At 64.3% G+C, this 17,640-nt stretch carries 17 protein-coding genes; 6 read left to right on the forward strand and 11 right to left on the reverse strand.

All coding sequences use genetic code 11. The annotated features are described in order from the left end of the window. The first annotated feature begins 128 nt into the window (after positions 1 to 128). Entirely contained in the window at positions 129 to 884 is a 756-nt protein-coding gene (locus KI609_RS00715; protein ID WP_226445933.1) for a YdcF family protein, read from the forward strand. A 5-nt stretch (positions 885 to 889) separates the two neighbouring features. On the opposite strand, the gene KI609_RS00720 is transcribed toward KI609_RS00715, so the two are convergent. Together KI609_RS00720 and KI609_RS00725 are read right to left on the reverse strand one after the other, a co-directional pair. Beyond that, positions 890 to 1,456, reverse strand: coding sequence for a flavodoxin family protein (locus KI609_RS00720; RefSeq protein WP_226445934.1), 567 nt, complete (start codon positions 1,454 to 1,456; stop codon positions 890 to 892). 47 nt (positions 1,457 to 1,503) lie between these two features. Next, on the reverse strand, positions 1,504 to 2,841 hold the full coding sequence (locus tag KI609_RS00725; RefSeq protein ID WP_226445935.1) for a D-amino acid dehydrogenase: 1,338 nt from the start codon (positions 2,839 to 2,841) through the stop codon (positions 1,504 to 1,506). Positions 2,842 to 2,961: 120 nt separating this feature from the next. Here KI609_RS00725 and KI609_RS00730 point away from each other — a divergent pair, with 120 nt between their 5' ends. Further along, entirely contained in the window at positions 2,962 to 3,873 is a 912-nt protein-coding gene (locus tag KI609_RS00730) for a LysR family transcriptional regulator ArgP (RefSeq protein WP_226445937.1), read from the forward strand. Between the two features lie 97 nt (positions 3,874 to 3,970). Continuing rightward, on the forward strand, positions 3,971 to 4,594 hold the full coding sequence (locus KI609_RS00735; RefSeq protein WP_226445939.1) for a TetR/AcrR family transcriptional regulator: 624 nt from the start codon (positions 3,971 to 3,973) through the stop codon (positions 4,592 to 4,594). Positions 4,595 to 4,706: 112 nt separating this feature from the next. Here KI609_RS00735 and KI609_RS00740 read toward each other — a convergent pair whose 3' ends face one another. The 4 genes from KI609_RS00740 to KI609_RS00755 form a co-directional block, all read right to left on the reverse strand. After that, positions 4,707 to 4,847, reverse strand: a complete 141-nt coding sequence (locus KI609_RS00740) for a fasciclin domain-containing protein (protein WP_226445942.1) — start codon at positions 4,845 to 4,847, stop codon at positions 4,707 to 4,709. A gap of 112 nt (positions 4,848 to 4,959) precedes the next feature. Next, a complete protein-coding gene (locus KI609_RS00745; RefSeq protein WP_226445944.1) occupies positions 4,960 to 5,382 on the reverse strand; it encodes a universal stress protein in 423 nt (140 codons plus the stop codon). Between the two features lie 106 nt (positions 5,383 to 5,488). Then, positions 5,489 to 6,334, reverse strand: coding sequence for a metallophosphoesterase (locus KI609_RS00750; RefSeq protein WP_226445969.1), 846 nt, complete (start codon positions 6,332 to 6,334; stop codon positions 5,489 to 5,491). Between the two features lie 29 nt (positions 6,335 to 6,363). Further along, positions 6,364 to 7,323, reverse strand: a complete 960-nt coding sequence (locus tag KI609_RS00755) for a LysR family transcriptional regulator (protein ID WP_226445971.1) — start codon at positions 7,321 to 7,323, stop codon at positions 6,364 to 6,366. 126 nt (positions 7,324 to 7,449) lie between these two features. Here KI609_RS00755 and KI609_RS00760 point away from each other — a divergent pair, with 126 nt between their 5' ends. Then, positions 7,450 to 7,890: a hypothetical protein gene (locus KI609_RS00760; RefSeq protein ID WP_226445973.1), complete on the forward strand. Its 441-nt coding sequence runs from the start codon at positions 7,450 to 7,452 to the stop codon at positions 7,888 to 7,890. 324 nt (positions 7,891 to 8,214) lie between these two features. Here the strand turns inward: KI609_RS00760 and KI609_RS00765 are convergent, their stop codons facing one another. The 5 genes from KI609_RS00765 to norR all read right to left on the reverse strand — a co-directional run bounded on the left by KI609_RS00765 (position 8,215) and on the right by norR (position 14,413). Further along, positions 8,215 to 10,089: a phosphoenolpyruvate carboxykinase (GTP) gene (locus tag KI609_RS00765; RefSeq protein ID WP_226445976.1), complete on the reverse strand. Its 1,875-nt coding sequence runs from the start codon at positions 10,087 to 10,089 to the stop codon at positions 8,215 to 8,217. 271 nt (positions 10,090 to 10,360) lie between these two features. Then, entirely contained in the window at positions 10,361 to 11,092 is a 732-nt protein-coding gene (queC, locus tag KI609_RS00770) for a 7-cyano-7-deazaguanine synthase QueC (RefSeq protein WP_226445987.1), read from the reverse strand. An 81-nt stretch (positions 11,093 to 11,173) separates the two neighbouring features. Then, a complete protein-coding gene (locus tag KI609_RS00775; protein WP_226445990.1) occupies positions 11,174 to 11,320 on the reverse strand; it encodes a hypothetical protein in 147 nt (48 codons plus the stop codon). A gap of 88 nt (positions 11,321 to 11,408) precedes the next feature. After that, on the reverse strand, positions 11,409 to 12,608 hold the full coding sequence (locus tag KI609_RS00780) for a threonine ammonia-lyase (protein ID WP_226445992.1): 1,200 nt from the start codon (positions 12,606 to 12,608) through the stop codon (positions 11,409 to 11,411). 200 nt (positions 12,609 to 12,808) lie between these two features. After that, the gene (gene norR, locus KI609_RS00785; protein WP_226445995.1) at positions 12,809 to 14,413 is read right to left on the reverse strand and encodes a nitric oxide reductase transcriptional regulator NorR; all 1,605 of its coding nucleotides are present in this window, start codon (positions 14,411 to 14,413) and stop codon (positions 12,809 to 12,811) included. Positions 14,414 to 14,667: 254 nt separating this feature from the next. On the opposite strand from norR, the gene KI609_RS00790 reads away from it, so the two are divergent. Beyond that, complete coding sequence (locus KI609_RS00790; RefSeq protein ID WP_226446005.1) at positions 14,668 to 16,953, forward strand: nitric-oxide reductase large subunit; 2,286 nt, start codon at positions 14,668 to 14,670, stop codon at positions 16,951 to 16,953. A gap of 90 nt (positions 16,954 to 17,043) precedes the next feature. Further along, positions 17,044 to 17,472 carry a hemerythrin domain-containing protein gene (locus KI609_RS00795; RefSeq protein ID WP_226446007.1) on the forward strand — a complete coding sequence of 143 codons (429 nt, stop codon included), beginning with the start codon at positions 17,044 to 17,046 and terminating at the stop codon, positions 17,470 to 17,472. Positions 17,473 to 17,640 lie beyond the last annotated feature (168 nt).

Here is a 17,640-nt window from a genome sequence, read left to right on the forward strand (position 1 = left end):
CCAACTGAGGACGAAAGTGGGTGTCAGGCGGGCGAGGGGCTCTGCGGCGGCGTGCTGCCACCCCGGCCACTGTGCGCCCGGGCTCGAAGAAAATAGGGTCTGTTTGCACAGGCAGGATCGCCGCCTCTATGTTGTTTGCCCTCAAGAAAATTCTGTCAGCGTTGCTGCTGCCACCCGTGTCGAGCGTCCTGCTCGCGTTTGTCGGACTGTGGATTGCCCGCTATCACCGCCGCACGGGCCTCACCGTGATGGTGCTGTCGTTGCTGTCCGTGCTGGCGCTGTCGTGGCCGCCGGTGTCCGATGCGCTGGTGCGCAGCCTGGAGCGGTATCCCGCGGTGACCCCTGCACAGTTGGCCCGGGTGCAAGCCATTGTGGTGTTGGGCGGTGGGGCGGATATCGTGGCGCCGGAGTATGGGGTGGACGTGCTCAGCCGGGGCTCCCGCGAGCGGGTGCGCTATGCGGCGTACCTGCAGCAACAGACAGGGTTGCCTCTGCTGGCGACTGGAGGCTCCAGTGGTGGCATGCGGGCCGAGGCGCTCGTTATGAAAGACGTGGTGGAGCGTGATTTCAAAGGCCGGGTGCGCTGGACGGAGGCGCAATCGCTCGATACCCGCAGCAACGCCGAACACTCCGCCGCCATGCTCAAGGCGGTGGGCATTCAACACATTGCCCTTGTCACCCATGGCTGGCATATGGTGCGTGCCACCGGGGATTTTGAGCGGGCGGGGTTGCAGGTGCTGCCTGCACCCATGGGGTTCAAGGGAGGGCAGGCCCGCAAGCTCTACCGCGCATTGCCCCGGGCGTCCGCCCTGGCCGACAGCAGTCTGGCCTTGCATGAATGGCTGGGCATTCTTGTGCAGCGCGGATCGCCGCGCGCGGACTGACAGGGTCAGGCCGTGGCCGACGCGAGCAGGAACTTGCGCGCCTCAGCGATGGCCTGCGCATCCGCCTGCACCGCTCCTGGCGGCCCCCCCTTGCCCCACAGTGCGCCGCCCCAGGTCATGGACAGGAACTGCGCACACAGCGCCACCGAGTCGATTATCGGCTGCGCCTTGGCGCGGTCGCCGCTGGTGGTGATGAGCGAGAGCGTCTTGGTGCCCATGGGCTCCTTGAAGGCCAGGCCGGGCACGCGCATCCAGGCGCTCCAGTGGTCCAGATAAGTCTTGAGCGGTGAAGGGATGCTGAACCAGTACACGGGCGAGACAAACACGATGTGGTCGGCCGCCAGCGTGGCTTCCAGCAGCGTCTTCATGTCGCCCTCGGGCGGCGCGTAGGTGCCGGTGGTGTGGCGCTGGTCCACAAAGGGTGGCAGCGCCATGTGCGCCAGGTTCAGCCAGGTCTGTGGGCTTCCGGGCGGCAGTGCTTGTGCGGCCTGGCGCGCCAGCCATTCGGTGTTGCCGACATGGCCCGGCTCGCGGGTGGAGGTGGTGAGAAACAGGGTGTGGGGTGCAGACATGCCAGGATCCTACCGGCCCGGGTTGTTGTCTGCAGCCCTCGGCTTTTTCAGGCTGCGACCACGGTGCGTGGCGCGCGGGGCGCCTGTTCCCCCAGAAAGCCGAAGTTCATGGCCGGTTGCTCTCCGCTGATGAGCTCGGCCAGTGCCTTGCCCGAGCCCGCGCCGTGCGTCCAGCCCAGTGTGCCGTGACCGGCATTGACCCAGAGCTTGCCCACGCGCGTTTGGCCAATGAACGGGATGTTGGTGGGCGTAGCGGGCCGCAGGCCGGTCCAGTATTGCGGATCGCCACCCTGCTCGGGCGTGCGGGTGTCGCACACGCCGGGCAGGATGGCCTCGATGCGGCGCGACAGCATATGGCAGCGCGCGCGGGCCAGGGAGCTGTCGAGCGTCAGGTCCCAGCCGTTGAGCTCGATGGTGCCTGCCACGCGCAGGTAGTTGCCCAGGCGGCTCATGGCGATCTTCTTGCCATCGTCGATGGTGGAGACCATGGGCGCGCCCTCGGGCTTGAGCAGCGGGAAGGTCGCGCTGTAGCCCTTGCCGGGGTAAATGGGCAGGTCCACGCCCACGCTGCGCAGCAGCGGCGCACTGTAAGAGCCGCAGGCCACCACGATAGCGTCACCTTTCAGTATGAAGTCTTTTTTGCTTCCAGCGCTTAATTGGCGTGGCATAACAGCTACTGAATCAATAGCATTGCCAATTTTGTTCAGGCGCAGCACATCGTGGCCATAGAGGAACTGTGCACCGCGCGCGATGCAGCGGCGGGCCAGCTCTTGTGTGAAGACGCGGGCGTCGCCACTTTCGTCGGTGCTGGTGTAGGTGCCGCCGGTGATCTTGTCGCCATAGGCCTTGAAGGCCGGTTCGATTTGGAGCAATTCTTCGCGGCTGACCAGGCGGCGCTGCACGCCGTGCTTGCGCATCAGTTCCACCGCGTGGCCAGCGGCGTCGAACGATTTCTGATCGGTGTAGAAGTGGGCGATGCCGCGTTCGAGCCGGTTGTATTCGATGCCGGTGGCGCCGACCACCTCCTTCAACGCAGCATGGCTGTAGGCGCCCAGCGCCACGATCTGCGCTACGTTGCGCTCAAACGCGGTGTCGTTGCACTGGGCCAGAAACTGCAGACCCCAGCGCCATTGCTGCCAATCCATCTGTGGGCGGAACAGCAACGGGGCTTCCTTGTCGAACATCCACTTGAGCGCCTTCAGTGGCGCTTCGCGGTTCGCCCACGGCTCGCAGTAGCTCACCGAGATCTGTGCCGCGTTGGCAAAGCTGGTTTCTAGCGCAGCATCGGGCTGGCGGTCGATCACGATGACCTCGTGACCGCGCTCCAGCAGGTGCCATGCCGTGCTGATGCCGATGATGCCGGCGCCCAAAACAATGGTTTTCATGGGGCGCAGTGTGCTCGACATTGCGTGCAACTAAAAGCAAAATTAAACTTCCTCCAAAAACATCAGCACGTCTAATAAATTGCGATGCCGAGACAATACTTTTGCTGGAGTGAAAAACCCATGAGTACCTACGACCCTGCCGCCCTGGAATGCCTTGCCGCCATCGTTGAAGAGGGTGGTTTCGAGCGCGCCGCACAGCGCCTCAATGTCACGCAATCGGCCGTTTCGCAGCGCCTTCGCGCCCTGGAGGCGCAGGTGGGCTCCGTGCTCATCGTGCGCAGCCGACCGCTCAGGCCCACGCCGCCGGGGCAACTGTTGCTCAAGCACACCAAACAGATGCGGCTGCTGCGTGCCGATCTGGAACGCGACCTGCAGGAGCTGGCGCCCAGCGCACCGGGCGGCACGCGCGAAGACGAACGCATTTCGATCGCCATCAACGCCGACAGCATCGCCACCTGGGCCATGGGTGCGCTGCACGACCTGGTGTGCCAGCGACTGCCGCTCGAAATCATCGTGGACGACCAGGATTTCACGCAGGAGTGGCTGCGTTCGGGCCAGGTGCTGGGCTGTGTGACCACCCTCAAGCAAGCGTTGCGGGGCTGCAAGATGGTGCCCCTGGGAGCGATGCACTATGTGGCCGTGGCGTCAGCGAGCTACGCACAGGCGCATCTGCCACAGGGTCTCTCTCCCCACAACTTCCGCGAGGTGTCGTTCTTGTCCTTCAACCGCAAGGACGACATGGCCGCAGAGTTCGTGGCCCGCGCATTCGGGCTCAAGCGCGTGGCGCTCAATCACCTGTTTGTGCCCGGCTCGGAAGCCCAGATGCGCGCCGTGGCCGCAGGCTGGGCGGTGGGTGTGATGCCCGAACTGATGGCGCGCAGCGCCATCGCCGATGGCAGCATGGTCGATCTGGCGCCGGGGCATTCGTTGCCCGTCCAGCTGTTTTGGCATTGCTGGAACCTGGAATCCGAGTTGCTCGATGCCCTTTCTGCAGCCCTGACGGGCGCCGCCGCTCAGGCCCTGGTGCACTGACTGTCTCTGGCCTCAGGGCGATATTCAGCTGGCTGAAACGTGAACGACGTGGCTGCATTCCAACTGGAGCATTTGTTTTTATACCGCAATGTATAAAATGAACGCCATGCAAACCCCGCCACCCAAAGTTTCGTTCAAAGAACAGATGCATCTGGCACGCGAGGACGCGATCCTTCAGGCCACCTGCCGCCTGTTGGGCGAAAAAGCCTTCGATGCGATGACGATGGACGACGTCGCCAACGCCGTGGGCATTGCCAAAGCCAGCCTCTATAAGCACTTTTCCAGCAAGGAGGAGTTGTGCTGCGCTGCCATGGTGCAGATCCTCGAACGCGTGCAGGCGTATCTGGCGGGGCTGCCGGCCGAGATGCCGCCGCTTGACAAGCTCCGCGAGCTGGTGCGTTGGTCGCTGGAGCGTTTGTTGGCCAACGAGATGCCTTTGTTGCCCAGCCGCAATTCAACGCTGCGTGCGGTCCTGATGGCCAACAAGGATTACCTCAACGGACTGGTGTCGGTGAGTGACCAGATTGGCGGATGGATCACCGAGGCCCAGTCGCAAGGGGTGATCGACCCGGCATTGCCGCCGCTGGTCGTGCTTTACACGCTGTATGCGCGTGCATGCGACCCGGTGGTGAGTTTTCTCAAAGAGGGCGGCCAGCACTCCGACACAGAGATTGTCGACCTGGTCGTGCGAACCTGTTTCGACGGCCTGTCTGCGAGGTAGTTATCAGCGGGCTCTTGTGCACGCTCGTAAATCAAAAAAGAGAGCCCGGCATGCCGGGCTCTTTTGCTTTGTTCCATCCTGTCGCTTGCGTGCGCCTCGCACCAACGCGTGCCTATTTGGGCGAGATGACCTTGTCCACCACGTGAATCACGCCGTTGCGGGTGAAAACGTTGGTCGCAACGATGTGGCTCTGGCGCGTGCACTGATCGGTGGTGACCAGGCCTGCGCTGACGGTGAAGGTTTGCCCCTGCACGGCGATAACGGCGTGTTGACAGGCACTTTGGCCTTCAATAAACGCGCCGAGACCAGAGCACGTGGTGGGTCAGCACGGCCGTTGGCAGCGGTTTGTGGCTGGCGCGGCAGACTCAGCGCACGATCAGCAAGGGCACCTTGCTGTTGGCCAGAACCTGTGTCGTCACAGAGCCCATGACCAATGTGGCGATGGCGCCATGGCCGTGTGACCCCATCACCAGCAGGTCAAACCTGCCGGTGTCTGCCACCTTGGCAATGGTTTCGCCTACCGCGCCAACCTTGACCGTACGCTTGGCGTCCACACCATGGCGGCTCAGGAATTTGCACACGGGCGCAAGAATCTTTTCGGCTTCCTCGGCGTGGTAGTTGTCCACCACTTCCTTGCCCAGCGCGGCGCGGGCACGCGGGGGCAAGGGGGGCTGAACCGTCAGCACGGTGTAGGTGTGGGTGCCGCCCAGCAGCTCTTCGTGGGTGGCCAGATAGGCCAGCATTTTCTTGGTGTAGGCGCTGCCATCGACAGCAAGCAGGATGTTCATAGGTTCTCCAATAAGGGATGAGTCAGACTACTCTGCGCGGATGCCTGTTGTCTTGATGTGCGTCATGTTTTTTCTGCGCGGCGCGGTCTCATGGCGCGCGGCCCGATCATACGGTCACGACACACTGCGGCTGGAACGCCACCTGCTCGCCCTTGCGCGCATAGCCCAGCGGGTTGGCGATCACGCGGCATTCCCACGGGGTGCCATCGCTGCGCGTGCCCTGCGCCCGGTAGTCGCTGGGTGCGTGAAGATGGCCATGCAACCACAGTTGTGCATCGGGCAACAGGTCATCCAGCGCATTGCAAAAACCCGCCGTCCCCGGCACCAGCCCATAGCGGGGGTCGGCGCTGCGCAGGCTGGGCGCGAAATGGGTGACCACCACGGTCGGGCCCGTAAAAGGTTCTTGCAGCGCGGCGCGAAGCCATTGTTGGCAGACCAGCGCCTGCTGGCGCATTGGTTCGGCCAAAAAGGGCTCTCCGTGCCGCGTTCCATCGGTTTTGCGCAGGTAAAAGTTCGCGGCGCGATAGGCCTTGTCGCGCAGTTTGAGGCGAGCCCCGAGGTCGGTGATGCCCGCTTGGTCGGCGAGCGCATCAAAATCACTCCACAAGGTTGTACCGACAAATCGCACGCCATCCAGGATCAACGTTTCGCGTTCGAGCCATTGGATGCCGAGGCGATCACAGGTTTGGCGCAGTCGCAGGTGGGCGGCATCAAAGTCCTGCGCGTCATATTCATGGTTGCCGGGCACAAAAATCACCGGGGTGGGCCAGCCCGCATACTGTGGCAGTGGCGAAAACCGGGCGAGGCCAAAGTCCTCATCGCCCAGCTGTGAGCCTTCTTGGTACGAGCCCACGTCACCTGCAAGCACCAGTACATCGGCGCGGGGGGCGGGTTCCGGGGCGAAATAAGGGTGTGCCTCCAGGTGAAGGTCGGACAAAAGCTGGATATTCATGCAACGCACAGTCTACGGGCAAGGCTTGGTCATTGCTCAGGGAAAGTCCGGCGCGCAGACCGCGTGAGCGCATGCAGCAACCAGGTGGTTGCGGCCTGTTGCGCGCCGCGTCGGCGCCACAAGGCATCCACATGCACCGCCGGCACATTGAGCGGCAAAGCCTTGAGCACCAGGGCGTCGGCAATGCCCGTGACGGGCACGAAGTGTCGCGGCAGCACCGTCAGCAGGTCCGAGCCGGATACCACCCGCCCCGCAGTGACGAACTGGTTGACGGTGACGACCACCTTGCGCTCGCGCCCGAGCGACGCCAGGGCCTCGTCGATAAATCCAAAAGGGCGGCCCGAAAAGCTCACCAGCATGTGGCGCGCGGCGCAATACGCATCCAATGTCAGCGATGTTCCGGCCAAAGGGTGGCCTTGCCGCATGACGCATACATATTCCCCGTCATAGAGACGCCGACTGTCGAAAGCGACCACGTCGCCCGACTGCGCGCGGGCGGTCAGGTCGGCAAGCACCGCCGGGAAGTAACCAACCGCCATGTCGGCGGCCTCGTCTTCCAGCAGGCGGCGTGGGTCGCGTGTGGTGAGCGGCAAGATGCGCACGGACACACCGGGGGCTTCGCGTTCGATGATTTCGACCAGCGCGGGCACCAGGGTTGCCGCCGTGGCATCTGCCATCGCCAGCACGAAGGTGGACTCCGTCGTGGCGGGCTCGAACCGCCCCGGTGCCAGGGATTCCTGCAGCCGTGTCAGCGCCTCGCGCACAGGGGGCCACAACGCCAGGGCGATGGGCGTGGGCTCGACCCCCTGGCCGCTGCGCACCACGAGGTCGTCTCCCACCACATCGCGCAAACGCCGCATGGCGTTGCTCACCGCCGGTTGGGTGATGGACAACTTGTGGGCGGCGCGGGTAAGGCTGCGCTCGGCCATTACTTCGTCGAAAACACGCAACAGGTTCAGATCAAGGGCGCGAAAGTTCAAGGGAGTCATGATCGATTCATCACTGTTGTGAATATCAATGATTCAGAATATAAACTTGAATATGTAAAGGGTTAACCCTAATATCACCCCATCGCCCGGCAATCTCGCCAAAAGCGTTAGAAATGGGAAACCGAAATGACCAGCTTTGCACACGTTAGCTACCCTACCGAACATCCCGGCGTGATCCGCGCCGAAAACGCCGCTGCCAACTTGAAGAGTGCAGCTGCCAATTTTGATGGCGCGCGTGGCGCTGCCACCCTTTTGCTGGCCGCCGTGGTGTCGGCCGTTTTTGTGGTCGCCAACCAGGTGATCGACATGTGGACCGACGGTCACCTGCTGGCTGGCTGGATGGTCATGTGGGTGCTGGCGTTTGCAGCGCTGGCGCTGATGACAGGCCCTGCGCGCCGTGCGGGCATCGCTTTGCGTGCTGGCGCCTATGCGTGGGCCGAAAGCCGCCGCCGCGCAGCAGAAGACCAACGCACATGGAACGTTGCCATCAAGGATCCCCGCATCATGGCCGAACTGAACCATGCCATGGGTGTTGCCACCGTATCGGACATCCGCAAGTACTACTGAGCCCCACATCACCTCTGCGCTGCCCAGGCAGCACTGAGGTGATGTCAAAGTCAAAGCCGTGGCATGCCACGGCTTTTTTTGCCCCGAATTCTGTGCGGACCAGGACCAGACCGCGTAGAAATTCAATGGTCTGGACGGTGGCGTGCCGCCAAACCGCCAAACAGGGGAGGTGCGGCCCCCCATCCGCTGCACACCGGAGGGCGCACCAGCGCTCAATGGGGCTGCAGGGTGGTTCTGGCGCCCACAAAAAAGCCACCCGAAGGTGGCTTTGTAATGCGAACAAGAGGCGGCGGCTGTGGCCGCGCCTCCTGCTGACCCCTCAGATCAGCAGGCACCCAGCCGCGTTTCGATGGCGGCACGTGTTGCCAGCAACTCCTTGGGCAGGTGGTATGCGAGCTTGGCGAAATGTTCATCGTGCAATTTCAGCTCGTCTTGCCATGCCGCCTTGTCAATGGCGGTGACCGTGTTGAATTGCGCCGCGCTGAACTCCAGCCCGGTCCAGTTGATTTCTGCGTACTGCGGAGCCGTGCCGAACATGGTTTCGTGGCCTTGCGCCGTTCCTTCGATGCGATCGATCATCCACTTGAGCACACGCATGTTGTCGCCATAGCCGGGCCAGACAAACTTGCCGTCTTCGCCCTTGCGGAACCAGTTAACGCAAAAGATCTTGGGCAGCGTGTGGCCCGTGGCCTCGAGCTTGTGCTCCATGTCCAGCCAGTGCTGGAAGTAGTCGCTCATGTTGTAGCCGCAGAACGGCAGCATGGCGAACGGGTCGCGGCGCACCACACCTTGCGCGCCAAAGGCGGCGGCCGTGGTTTCGCTGCCCATGGTGGCGGCCATGTAGACACCTTCCATCCAAGTGCGGGCTTCGGTCACCAGCGGCACGGTCGTGGAGCGGCGGCCGCCGAAGATGAAGGCATCGATGGCCACGCCGTTGGCGTCATCCCATTGAGGGTCGAGCGCGGGGTTGTTGGTGGCGGCCACGGTAAAGCGCGAATTGGGGTGGGCGGCCTTGGCGCCGGTCTGCTTGGCGATTTCGGGGGTCCAGTCCTTGCCTTGCCAGTCGATCAGGTGGGCGGGAATGCCGCCACCGTCTTTCTCCATGCCTTCCCACCACACGTCGCCGTCGTCGGTCAGGGCCACGTTGGTGAAGATCACGTCCTTGTCCAGGCTGCGCATGCAGTTGGGGTTGGTGTGCATGTTGGTGCCGGGGGCCACGCCAAAGTAGCCAGCCTCGGGGTTGATCGCGTACATCTTGCCGTCGGCATGGGGCTTGATCCAGGCGATGTCGTCACCAATGGTGGTGACTTTCCAGCCCGCAAAGCCGGCCTCGGGTGGCACCAGCATGGAAAAGTTGGTCTTGCCGCAGGCGCTGGGGAAGGCGGCCGCCACGTGGTATTTCTTGCCTTGGGGGTTTGTCACGCCCAGGATGAGCATGTGCTCGGCCAGCCAACCCTGGTCGCGGCCCATGGTGGATGCAATGCGCAGGGCCAGGCACTTCTTGCCCAGCAGTGCGTTGCCGCCGTAGCCCGAGCCGTAAGACCAGATCTCGCGGGTCTCGGGGTAGTGCACGATGTACTTGACCTTGGGGTTGCAGGGCCAGCTCGTGGTGTCCTTTTCGCCCTTGGCCAGCGGGGCGCCCACGGTGTGCATGCAGGGCACGAACTCGCCGTCCACGCCCAGCACGTCGTACACGGCCTTGCCCATGCGGGTCATCAGGCGCTGGTTCACGGCCACATAGGCGCTGTCGGTCAGCTCTACGCCGATGTGGGCGATGTGGCTGCCCAGCGGGCCCATGCTGAACGGCACCACGTACATGGTGCGGCCCTTCATGCAGCCGTCAAACAGGGGCTGCAGTGTGGCGCGCATCTCGGCGGGCGCCATCCAGTTGTTGGTGGGGCCGGCATCCTCCTTCTTGGCCGAGCAGATGTAGGTGCGGTCTTCCACGCGGGCCACGTCCGAGGGGTCCGAGCAGGCGAGAAAACTGTCGGGGCGCTTGGCGGGGTTGAGCTTCTTGAAGGTGCCGACGTCCACCAGTTGCTGGCACAGGCGGTCGTACTCTTCCTTGGAGCCATCGCACCAGAGGATGCTGTCGGGCTTGCACAGGGCGGCCATGTCGGCCACCCAGGCGAGCAGCCGGGCGTTTTTGACGTAAGCGGGGGCGTTGAGATTCAGGCCCTGCATCGTGGGTGCGTTCATCGGGAGCTTCCTAAGTTGAAAAACGGTTTTTCAAAGGAAGCGCCTCGAAGAATCTCGGCAAGGCCTGGCGCAGGTGCAGATGCTGAGCGCTGCCTTTGAAAAACGGCTTATGTGCTCAGTCGGCGGGCGGAATCACGGGGCAGCCACACGTTGTGGCGGCTACTCCACGGATTCCGCGGGTCGACTGGGATGGCAATTTTATGAACCTGCCGCCCGCTTGTCTGTTCCATTGGGGTGAAAATCATGCAAAAACAGCATGGGGTTATGTGTTCTATAGCGCTGCGAACCGCTTACAGACAGTTGCCGCCCGCTGGCTCCAGAGTTCAAAGCCGGCCTTGCGCAGCGCGCAAGCCGGGCAGGTTCCGCAGCCGTAACCCCAGGGGTGCAAGGTGTCGCGCGTGCCGTGGTAGCAGGTGTGTGAGTCGTTCACGATCACATCGATCAGCGCCTGTCCGCCCAGCGAGCGGGCCGTCTCCCAGGTGTCGGCCTTGTCGATCCACATCAGCGGCGTTTCAAAGGTAAACCGCTGCCCCATGCCCAGCGATACCGCCACCTGCAAGGCCTTGATCGTGTCGTCGCGGCAATCGGGGTAGCCCGAGAAATCGGTTTCGCACATGCCGCCCACCAGCGTGTGCAGGCCGCGCCGGTAGCCCACGGCGGCAGCCAGGTTGAAGAACAGCAGGTTGCGACCAGGCACAAACGTATTGGGCAAACCGGCGGCGGTCATCTGGATCTCCGTGTCGCTGGTCAATGCCGTGTCGCTGATGTGGCCCAGCACGGCCAGGTCGATCATGTGGTCGTCGCCCAGCTTGCCCGCCCACTGCGGGAATTGCGCGCGCAAGGCGGACAACACGGTCTGGCGGGCCTGCAGTTCCACGCTGTGGCGTTGGCCGTAGTCAAAGCCGATGGTTTCCACGTGGGCAAAGTTTTCCAGCGCCCAGGCCAGGCAGGTCGTGGAGTCCTGGCCACCGGAAAAAAGGACGAGTGCGTGTCCGGGTCTCATGGGCATTCTCCAGGTCAAACAGGTGGTGCGGGACGAAAAAAAGCCCCGCGCTGCGGGGCTGGGGGGCTCGGGCCGGTGCGATCAGGCCATCATCACGGCGATAAATGCCAGCAGGAAGATCATGATGCCACCCACCACAGGCAGCACCACTGGCACCAGATGAATGATTTTCTCCACGGGGTCGCTCGATGGCGTAGCGGGGGAGTGCGAGGTGCTGTGGTCAGACATGTGATGGCTCCGGATGCTTAAAACTTGCGCAATTCTAGCCCCGGCAGTGCGCACGCGGCACAAAACCTTGCGGGGGGTCAACGCGGGGTCACATCAGGTCGGCCTGCATGCCCGCCGACCGCAGCAGGCCCAGCACTTCATCGACATGGGTTTTGCCCCGGGTTTGCAGCACCAGTTCGATCTCCACGTTCTGCGCGGCCAGCATGGTGAAGGCGCGCTGGTGGTGCACCTCCTCGATGTTGGCGCCCGCGTCGGCCACGGTGGCGGTGATGCGCGCCAGCACGCCGGGCACATCGCGCGCGCTGACCTTGATGCGCGCGAGGCGCCCCGAGCGCACCATGCCGCGCTCAATGATGGCGGCCAGCAGCAACGGGTCGATGTTGCCCCCGCACAGCACCAGCCCGACTTTCTTGCCCTTGAAGCGTTCGGGGTAGCGCACCAGCGCCGCCAGGCCTGCGGCGCCCGCACCTTCGACCAGGGTCTTTTCAATTTCCAGCAGCATCAGCACGGCCTGCTCGATGTCGCCCTCGTCCACCAACACCAGATCGTCCACCAGGCGCTTGATGATTTCCTGTGTGATCTTGCCGGGCGTGCCCACCGCAATGCCCTCGGCTATTGTTGATGTGCCCTGTGGATGGTGCGTCCCCTTGACCGCATTGACCATGGCCGGAAACCGCGAGGTCTGCACACCAATCACCTCGATGCCCGGCTTGATGGCCTTGGCCGCCGTGGCCACGCCCGAGATCAGCCCGCCGCCGCCCACGGCGATCACCAGCGTGTCCAGGTCGGGCACGGCCTGCAGCATCTCCAGGCCCAGCGTGCCCTGGCCGGCGGCCACGGCCTCGTCGTCGTAGGGGTGCACAAACGTCAGGCGCTGCGCATCGGCCAGCGCATAGGCGTGCGAGCGCGCCTCTTCGAGTGTGTCGCCATGCAGCACCACCTCGGCGCCAAAGCCGCGGGTGCGCTCCACCTTCACGCCGGGCGTGAACCGCGGCATCACGATCACCGCGCGCAGGCCAAGCCGCTGCGCGTGGTATGCCACGCCCTGCGCATGGTTGCCTGCGCTCATCGCCACCACGCCGCGCGCCCGCTCGTCGTCGGTGAGCAGTGCCAGGCGGTTGCAGGCACCGCGCTCCTTGAACGACGCGGTGAACTGCAGGTTCTCGAACTTAAGGAACACCTGCGCACCCACGATGTCGGAAAGGGTTCGGGATTCCACACAGGGGGTGTCGAGCACCTGGCCTTGCAAGCGGGTGGCAGCGTCGCGGATGTCTTGGAGGGTCAGCATGGGCCGATTGTGGCGCAAGGCGGGCGCATGGCGCCATAGCGCTGAAATATGAGTAAAAAGTGCCGCTAGCGCCCGTACACATTGCGCAAGCAGCTATCAATTTTGCATGCTTGGCTGCATCCCTCAGATACCAATCGATCCGTTCGGGCGGGGAAGAGAAGGCGTCTGAGGCTGGTCGCTCATCAGGCCATCTTGACTGTTTACTTGATCCCCAGCCGCCTTGCGAGCTTGTGCAGGTTGCTGGCATCCACGTCCAGCGCGCGTGCCGCTTGGGCCCAGTTGCCCTGGTGGTGGGCCAGCGCGGTGGTGATGGCCTGGCGCTGGCAAGCGTCGATGGCATCGCGCAAGGGCGTTTCTGCTGCGGTGGTGACGGGTGGAGCAGCAGCCGTTGCCGCAGCCGCCGTCGCATCGGGCACGGCGGCTCCTGGGTGGCCGGGCAGGGCCGGCGCGGGCGCGGGCGCCATGCCGACGGCGTCGGCATCCAGGTCAAGCAGGGCGGCCTCCAGCGTCACGATGTCGGCGCGCAGCGCGCCCCGGCTGATGGCCTTGAGGGCGGCGCGGCTGATCACATGCTCCAGCTCGCGGACATTGCCGGGCCAGGGGTAGCGGCGCAGGGCGTCTTGCGCGCCGACTGACAGGCGCAGGCTGCGCAACCCCAGGCGTGCGCGGTTCAGCTCCAGAAAACGGCCCGCCAGCAGCAGCACGTCGTTGCCGCGCTCGCGCAGCGGGGGGATGGGCACGGGGTAGACCGACAAGCGGTGGTACAGGTCGGCGCGGAAGGCGCCGTCACGTACCTGCTCGCGCAGGTTGCGGTTGGTGGCGGCGATCACGCGCACATCCACGCGGCGGGGGCGGTCGGCGCCCAGGCGCTGGATCTCGCCGTTTTGCAGCGTGCGCAGCAGCTTGGCCTGCACGGCGAGCGGCAACTCACCCACCTCATCCAGGAACAGCGTGCCGCCCTCGGCCGCCTCAAAGCGGCCCGGCCGGTCGGCCACCGCACCCGAGAACGCCCCGCGCACATGGCCGAAGAGTTCGCTCTCGGCCAGCGACTCGGGCAGCGCCGCGCAGTTGACGTGCACCAGCGGGCGGGTGGCGCGCGTAGACCGGCGGTGGAGCAGGCGTGCGAACAACTCCTTGCCCACGCCGGTTTCGCCGAGCAGCAGCACGGGCAGGTCCGAGCCCGCCACCACCTCCAGTTCGTGCAGCAGGCGCAGCAGGGGCTCGCTCTGGCCAACGATTTCCATCTCGCCATCGCCCGTGCGGGCAATACGCTCGTCGTCCACGCCGCGCGTGTGCGGCGCGCTGCGTAGCGCCTGCACCTCGCGCTCCAGCCGCGAAATGCGCACGGCGGCCTCCACCAACACGCGGCAGTCGGCCAGCGCGGCGCGGGCATCGGCGCCGAACGTGCCGGTCTGGAGCGCATCCAGCGTGAGCAGCCCCCAAGGCTGGCCCTCGACCTGCAGGCTGATGCCCATGCAGTCGTGCACGGGCAGGGGCTCGCCCACCAGGGTGTCGAGCAGGCCGTCGTACGGGTCGGGCAGGGTGCTGTCGTGGTCAAAACAGGTCACGTCGCGCCGCGCCAGGATGGCCGCCAGGCGCGGGTGCTGGCTGACGGCGAATCGACGGCCGAGTGCCTCGCGTACCAGGCCATCCACCGCCACCGGACGCAGGTGGTTTTCCTCCAATTGCAGCAAGGCCACCGCACCACAACCAAAGCGCGCGCGCAGGGTGCCCACCAGCCGCTGCAGGCGCACAGCCTGGGGCAGGTCAGCGGCAAGGTCGTCCAGCAGGGACTGGTAATTCATGGTGATTTATACCATTCAATGGTGAATATTACCATGAATGTAGATGGTGAAATTTACCATTCATTTGCTAAGTGGTTGATTTTTAAGGGACATAAACCGGGCCCAAGGCTTGCAATACAGAAAGCGAACCGATTCACTTCGCAAGACTGTCATGAACCCTCGACCTCGAATTTATGTCCCCCGGTGGCCTGCAGCCGCACCCCGGGCGCACTGTGTTGTCCTTCTGAGCGCCTTGCGCGCGGGGGAGGTGGGCCATGGGTAAGTACCGCAACCTGTGGTTCACGCTGATTGGCGTGCTGATTGTCACCTTCAGCCTGCTGGGCTACTACGGCGCCGAGGTGTACCGCACGGCGCCGCCCATCCCTGAAAAGATCACCACCGCGGGTGGTGAAGTGCTGTTCACCCACGAAAGTATTCTGGACGGCCAGACCGCCTGGCAGTCGGTGGGGGGCATGCAACTGGGCTCCATCTGGGGCCACGGCGCCTACCAAGCGCCCGACTGGACGGCCGACTGGCTGCACCGCGAGCTGTTGAACTGGCTCGACGTGGTGGCCGAACGCAAGCATGGCAAGCCGTTTGCCGACCTCGACGCCGCCGCCCAGGCCGTGCTGCGCGACCGCATGAAGACCGAGTACCGCACCAACACCTACCACCCCGAAACGGGTGAGGCCACGGTGAGCACGGAGCGCGCAGATGCGATCGCCAGGACCGCGCTGTACTACGACCAGCTTTTCAGCGACGCCCCGGCACTGCACACCACGCGCGAGCACTTCGCGATGAAAGAGAACACCCTGCCCAGCGCCGAGCGGCGCACGCAGATGATGGGCTTCTTCTTCTGGACAGCCTGGGCCGCCGCCACCGAGCGGCCTGGCACCACGGCAACCTACACCAACAACTGGCCGCACGAGCCGCTGGTGGGCAACAAGCCCACGGCCGAAAACATGGTGTGGTCGGTGATGAGCGTGGTGGTGATGATGGCGGGGGTGGGCTTTCTGGTGTGGGCCTGGGCCTTCCTGCGCAAGCACGATGAGGTGGAACCAACGCCCCCCCAGCACGACCCGCTCTCGCGCGTGCCGCTCACACCGTCGCAGCGTGCACTGGGCAAGTATTTGTTCCTCATCGTGGCGCTGTTCTGCTTTCAGGTGCTGCTGGGCGGCTTCACGGCCCACTACACGGTGGAGGGCCAGCAGTTCTACGGCATCAACGTGTCGCAGTGGTTCCCGTATTCGCTGGTGCGCACCTGGCACATCCAGAGCGCGCTGTTCTGGATCGCTACGGGCTTCCTGGCCGCCGGCCTGTTCCTCGCACCGCTGATCAACGGCGGCAAAGATCCGGCCCATCAAAAGCTTGGCGTGGACATCCTGTTCTGGGCGCTGGTGGTCGTGGTGGTGGGGTCGTTCGTCGGCAACTACCTGGCCATTGCGCAGATCATGCCGCCCGAGTGGAACTTCTGGCTGGGCCACCAGGGCTATGAGTACGTGGACCTGGGTCGCCTGTGGCAGATCGGCAAGTTCACCGGCATCGCCTTCTGGCTGGTGCTCATGCTGCGCGGCATTGTGCCGGCGCTGCGCACACCGGGCGGCGACAAGAACCTGCTGGCCCTGCTGACCGCATCGGTGATCGCCATTGGTTTGTTCTACGGCGCGGGCTTCTTCTACGGCGAACGCACGCACCTGTCGGTGATGGAGTACTGGCGCTGGTGGGTGGTGCACCTGTGGGTCGAAGGCTTCTTTGAAGTGTTTGCCACCACGGCGCTGGCCTTCATCTTCTCGACCCTGGGGCTGGTCTCCTACCGCATGGCGACGGCCGCCAGCCTGGCCTCGGCCTCGCTGTTCATGCTCGGCGGCGTGCCCGGCACCTTCCACCACCTGTACTTTGCAGGCACCACCACACCGGTCATGGCCGTGGGCGCGGCCTTCAGTGCGCTCGAAGTGGTGCCACTGGTGGTGCTGGGCCATGAGGCCTGGGAGCACTGGCGCCTGCAGCACCGCGCGCCCTGGATGGCCAACCTGCGCTGGCCGCTGATGTTCTTCGTGGCCGTGGCCTTCTGGAACATGCTGGGTGCGGGCGTCTTCGGCTTCATGATCAATCCGCCGATCTCGCTGTATTACGTGCAGGGCCTGAACACCACGCCGGTGCATGCCCATGCCGCGCTGTTTGGTGTGTATGGCTTCCTGGCGCTGGGCTTTACCTTGCTGGTGCTGCGCTACATCCGGCCGCAACTGGTGTTCAGCCAACGCCTCATGAAGGTGGGTTTCTGGTCGCTCAACGCCGGTCTCGTGCTGATGATTGCCACCAGCTTGCTGCCCATCGCGCTGTTCCAGTTCCACGCCAGCGTGAGCGAAGGCCTGTGGTACGCCCGTAGCGAAGCCTTCATGCAGCAGCCCTTCATCGTGACCTTGCGCTGGGTGCGCACGGTGGGCGACGTGGTCTTTATCGTGGGCGCGCTGTCGGTGGCCTGGCAAGTGGTGAGCGGGCTGTTTGGCTCGCGGGCACCCGCCACACCGGGGGCCAACTACCTCGCATCGGCCCGACCCTGAACCCCTGCCGATGTTGCCGCCGCCACAAGCCGTGGCAACATCACCACCGCTTCACATCTCCACATCTCCCATAAGGACAGGACACCGGCCATGAACATCGACAAATTCAAACACCAGCACACCGACATCCTGCGCGGCATAGCCACACTGCGCGCACTGGCCCACGCGGGGGTGGAGGGCAATGCCACCGCCATCGCGCAAGGCATTGTGGCCATGAGCGGCACCATCAAGCTGCACCTGGCGGTGGAAGACCAGGTGCTGTACCCCGCCCTGCAACGCGGCGACAACGCCGAGCTGGCGCGCATGGGCCGCCAGTACCAGAGCGAGATGGCATCGATCGCCAGCGCCTACGACACGTTTGCGCGCCGCTGGAACACCGCCGACAGCGTGCGCCGCGACGCCCAGGGCTTTCGCGAGCAGGCGAATGTGGTGCTGCGCAAGGTGTACGAGCGCATGCAGCGCGAAGACCACGATTTCTATCCCCGTATCGAAGAGGACGAAACCGCCGCCTGTCATTGACGAGGCCCTCCAGCCACGGCCCCGCAAGCAATCCATACACAACAGATCACAAAAGATCAGCCCAGAAGCGGAACCACTGCCACCACGGCGCCAAACACCGCGCCCGCGTGCCACGGCACGCACCCCCATCCATCGGTAGGGCCTGACGGCACCTTCCTTTTGCCGGCT

Origin of the sequence: Acidovorax radicis (assembly GCF_020510705.1) — a bacterium.
GTDB classification, from domain to species: Bacteria; Pseudomonadota; Gammaproteobacteria; order Burkholderiales; family Burkholderiaceae_C; genus Acidovorax; species Acidovorax radicis_A.

Coding starts and splice junctions, on each gene's coding strand:
- KI609_RS00765 (WP_226445976.1), bottom strand. CDS start 10,089: ATGAACGCACCCACGATGCAGGGCCTGAATCTCAACGCCCCCGCTTAC.
- KI609_RS00745 (WP_226445944.1), bottom strand. CDS start 5,382: ATGAACATCCTGCTTGCTGTCGATGGCAGCGCCTACACCAAGAAAATG.
- KI609_RS00780 (WP_226445992.1), bottom strand. CDS start 12,608: ATGCTGACCCTCCAAGACATCCGCGACGCTGCCACCCGCTTGCAAGGC.
- norR (WP_226445995.1), bottom strand. CDS start 14,413: ATGAATTACCAGTCCCTGCTGGACGACCTTGCCGCTGACCTGCCCCAG.
- KI609_RS00720 (WP_226445934.1), bottom strand. CDS start 1,456: ATGTCTGCACCCCACACCCTGTTTCTCACCACCTCCACCCGCGAGCCG.
- KI609_RS00775 (WP_226445990.1), bottom strand. CDS start 11,320: ATGTCTGACCACAGCACCTCGCACTCCCCCGCTACGCCATCGAGCGAC.
- KI609_RS00730 (WP_226445937.1), top strand. CDS start 2,962: ATGAGTACCTACGACCCTGCCGCCCTGGAATGCCTTGCCGCCATCGTT.
- KI609_RS00725 (WP_226445935.1), bottom strand. CDS start 2,841: ATGAAAACCATTGTTTTGGGCGCCGGCATCATCGGCATCAGCACGGCA.
- KI609_RS00755 (WP_226445971.1), bottom strand. CDS start 7,323: ATGACTCCCTTGAACTTTCGCGCCCTTGATCTGAACCTGTTGCGTGTT.
- KI609_RS00735 (WP_226445939.1), top strand. CDS start 3,971: ATGAACGCCATGCAAACCCCGCCACCCAAAGTTTCGTTCAAAGAACAG.
- KI609_RS00790 (WP_226446005.1), top strand. CDS start 14,668: ATGGGTAAGTACCGCAACCTGTGGTTCACGCTGATTGGCGTGCTGATT.
- KI609_RS00795 (WP_226446007.1), top strand. CDS start 17,044: ATGAACATCGACAAATTCAAACACCAGCACACCGACATCCTGCGCGGC.
- KI609_RS00750 (WP_226445969.1), bottom strand. CDS start 6,334: ATGAATATCCAGCTTTTGTCCGACCTTCACCTGGAGGCACACCCTTAT.
- KI609_RS00715 (WP_226445933.1), top strand. CDS start 129: ATGTTGTTTGCCCTCAAGAAAATTCTGTCAGCGTTGCTGCTGCCACCC.
- KI609_RS00760 (WP_226445973.1), top strand. CDS start 7,450: ATGACCAGCTTTGCACACGTTAGCTACCCTACCGAACATCCCGGCGTG.
- queC (WP_226445987.1), bottom strand. CDS start 11,092: ATGAGACCCGGACACGCACTCGTCCTTTTTTCCGGTGGCCAGGACTCC.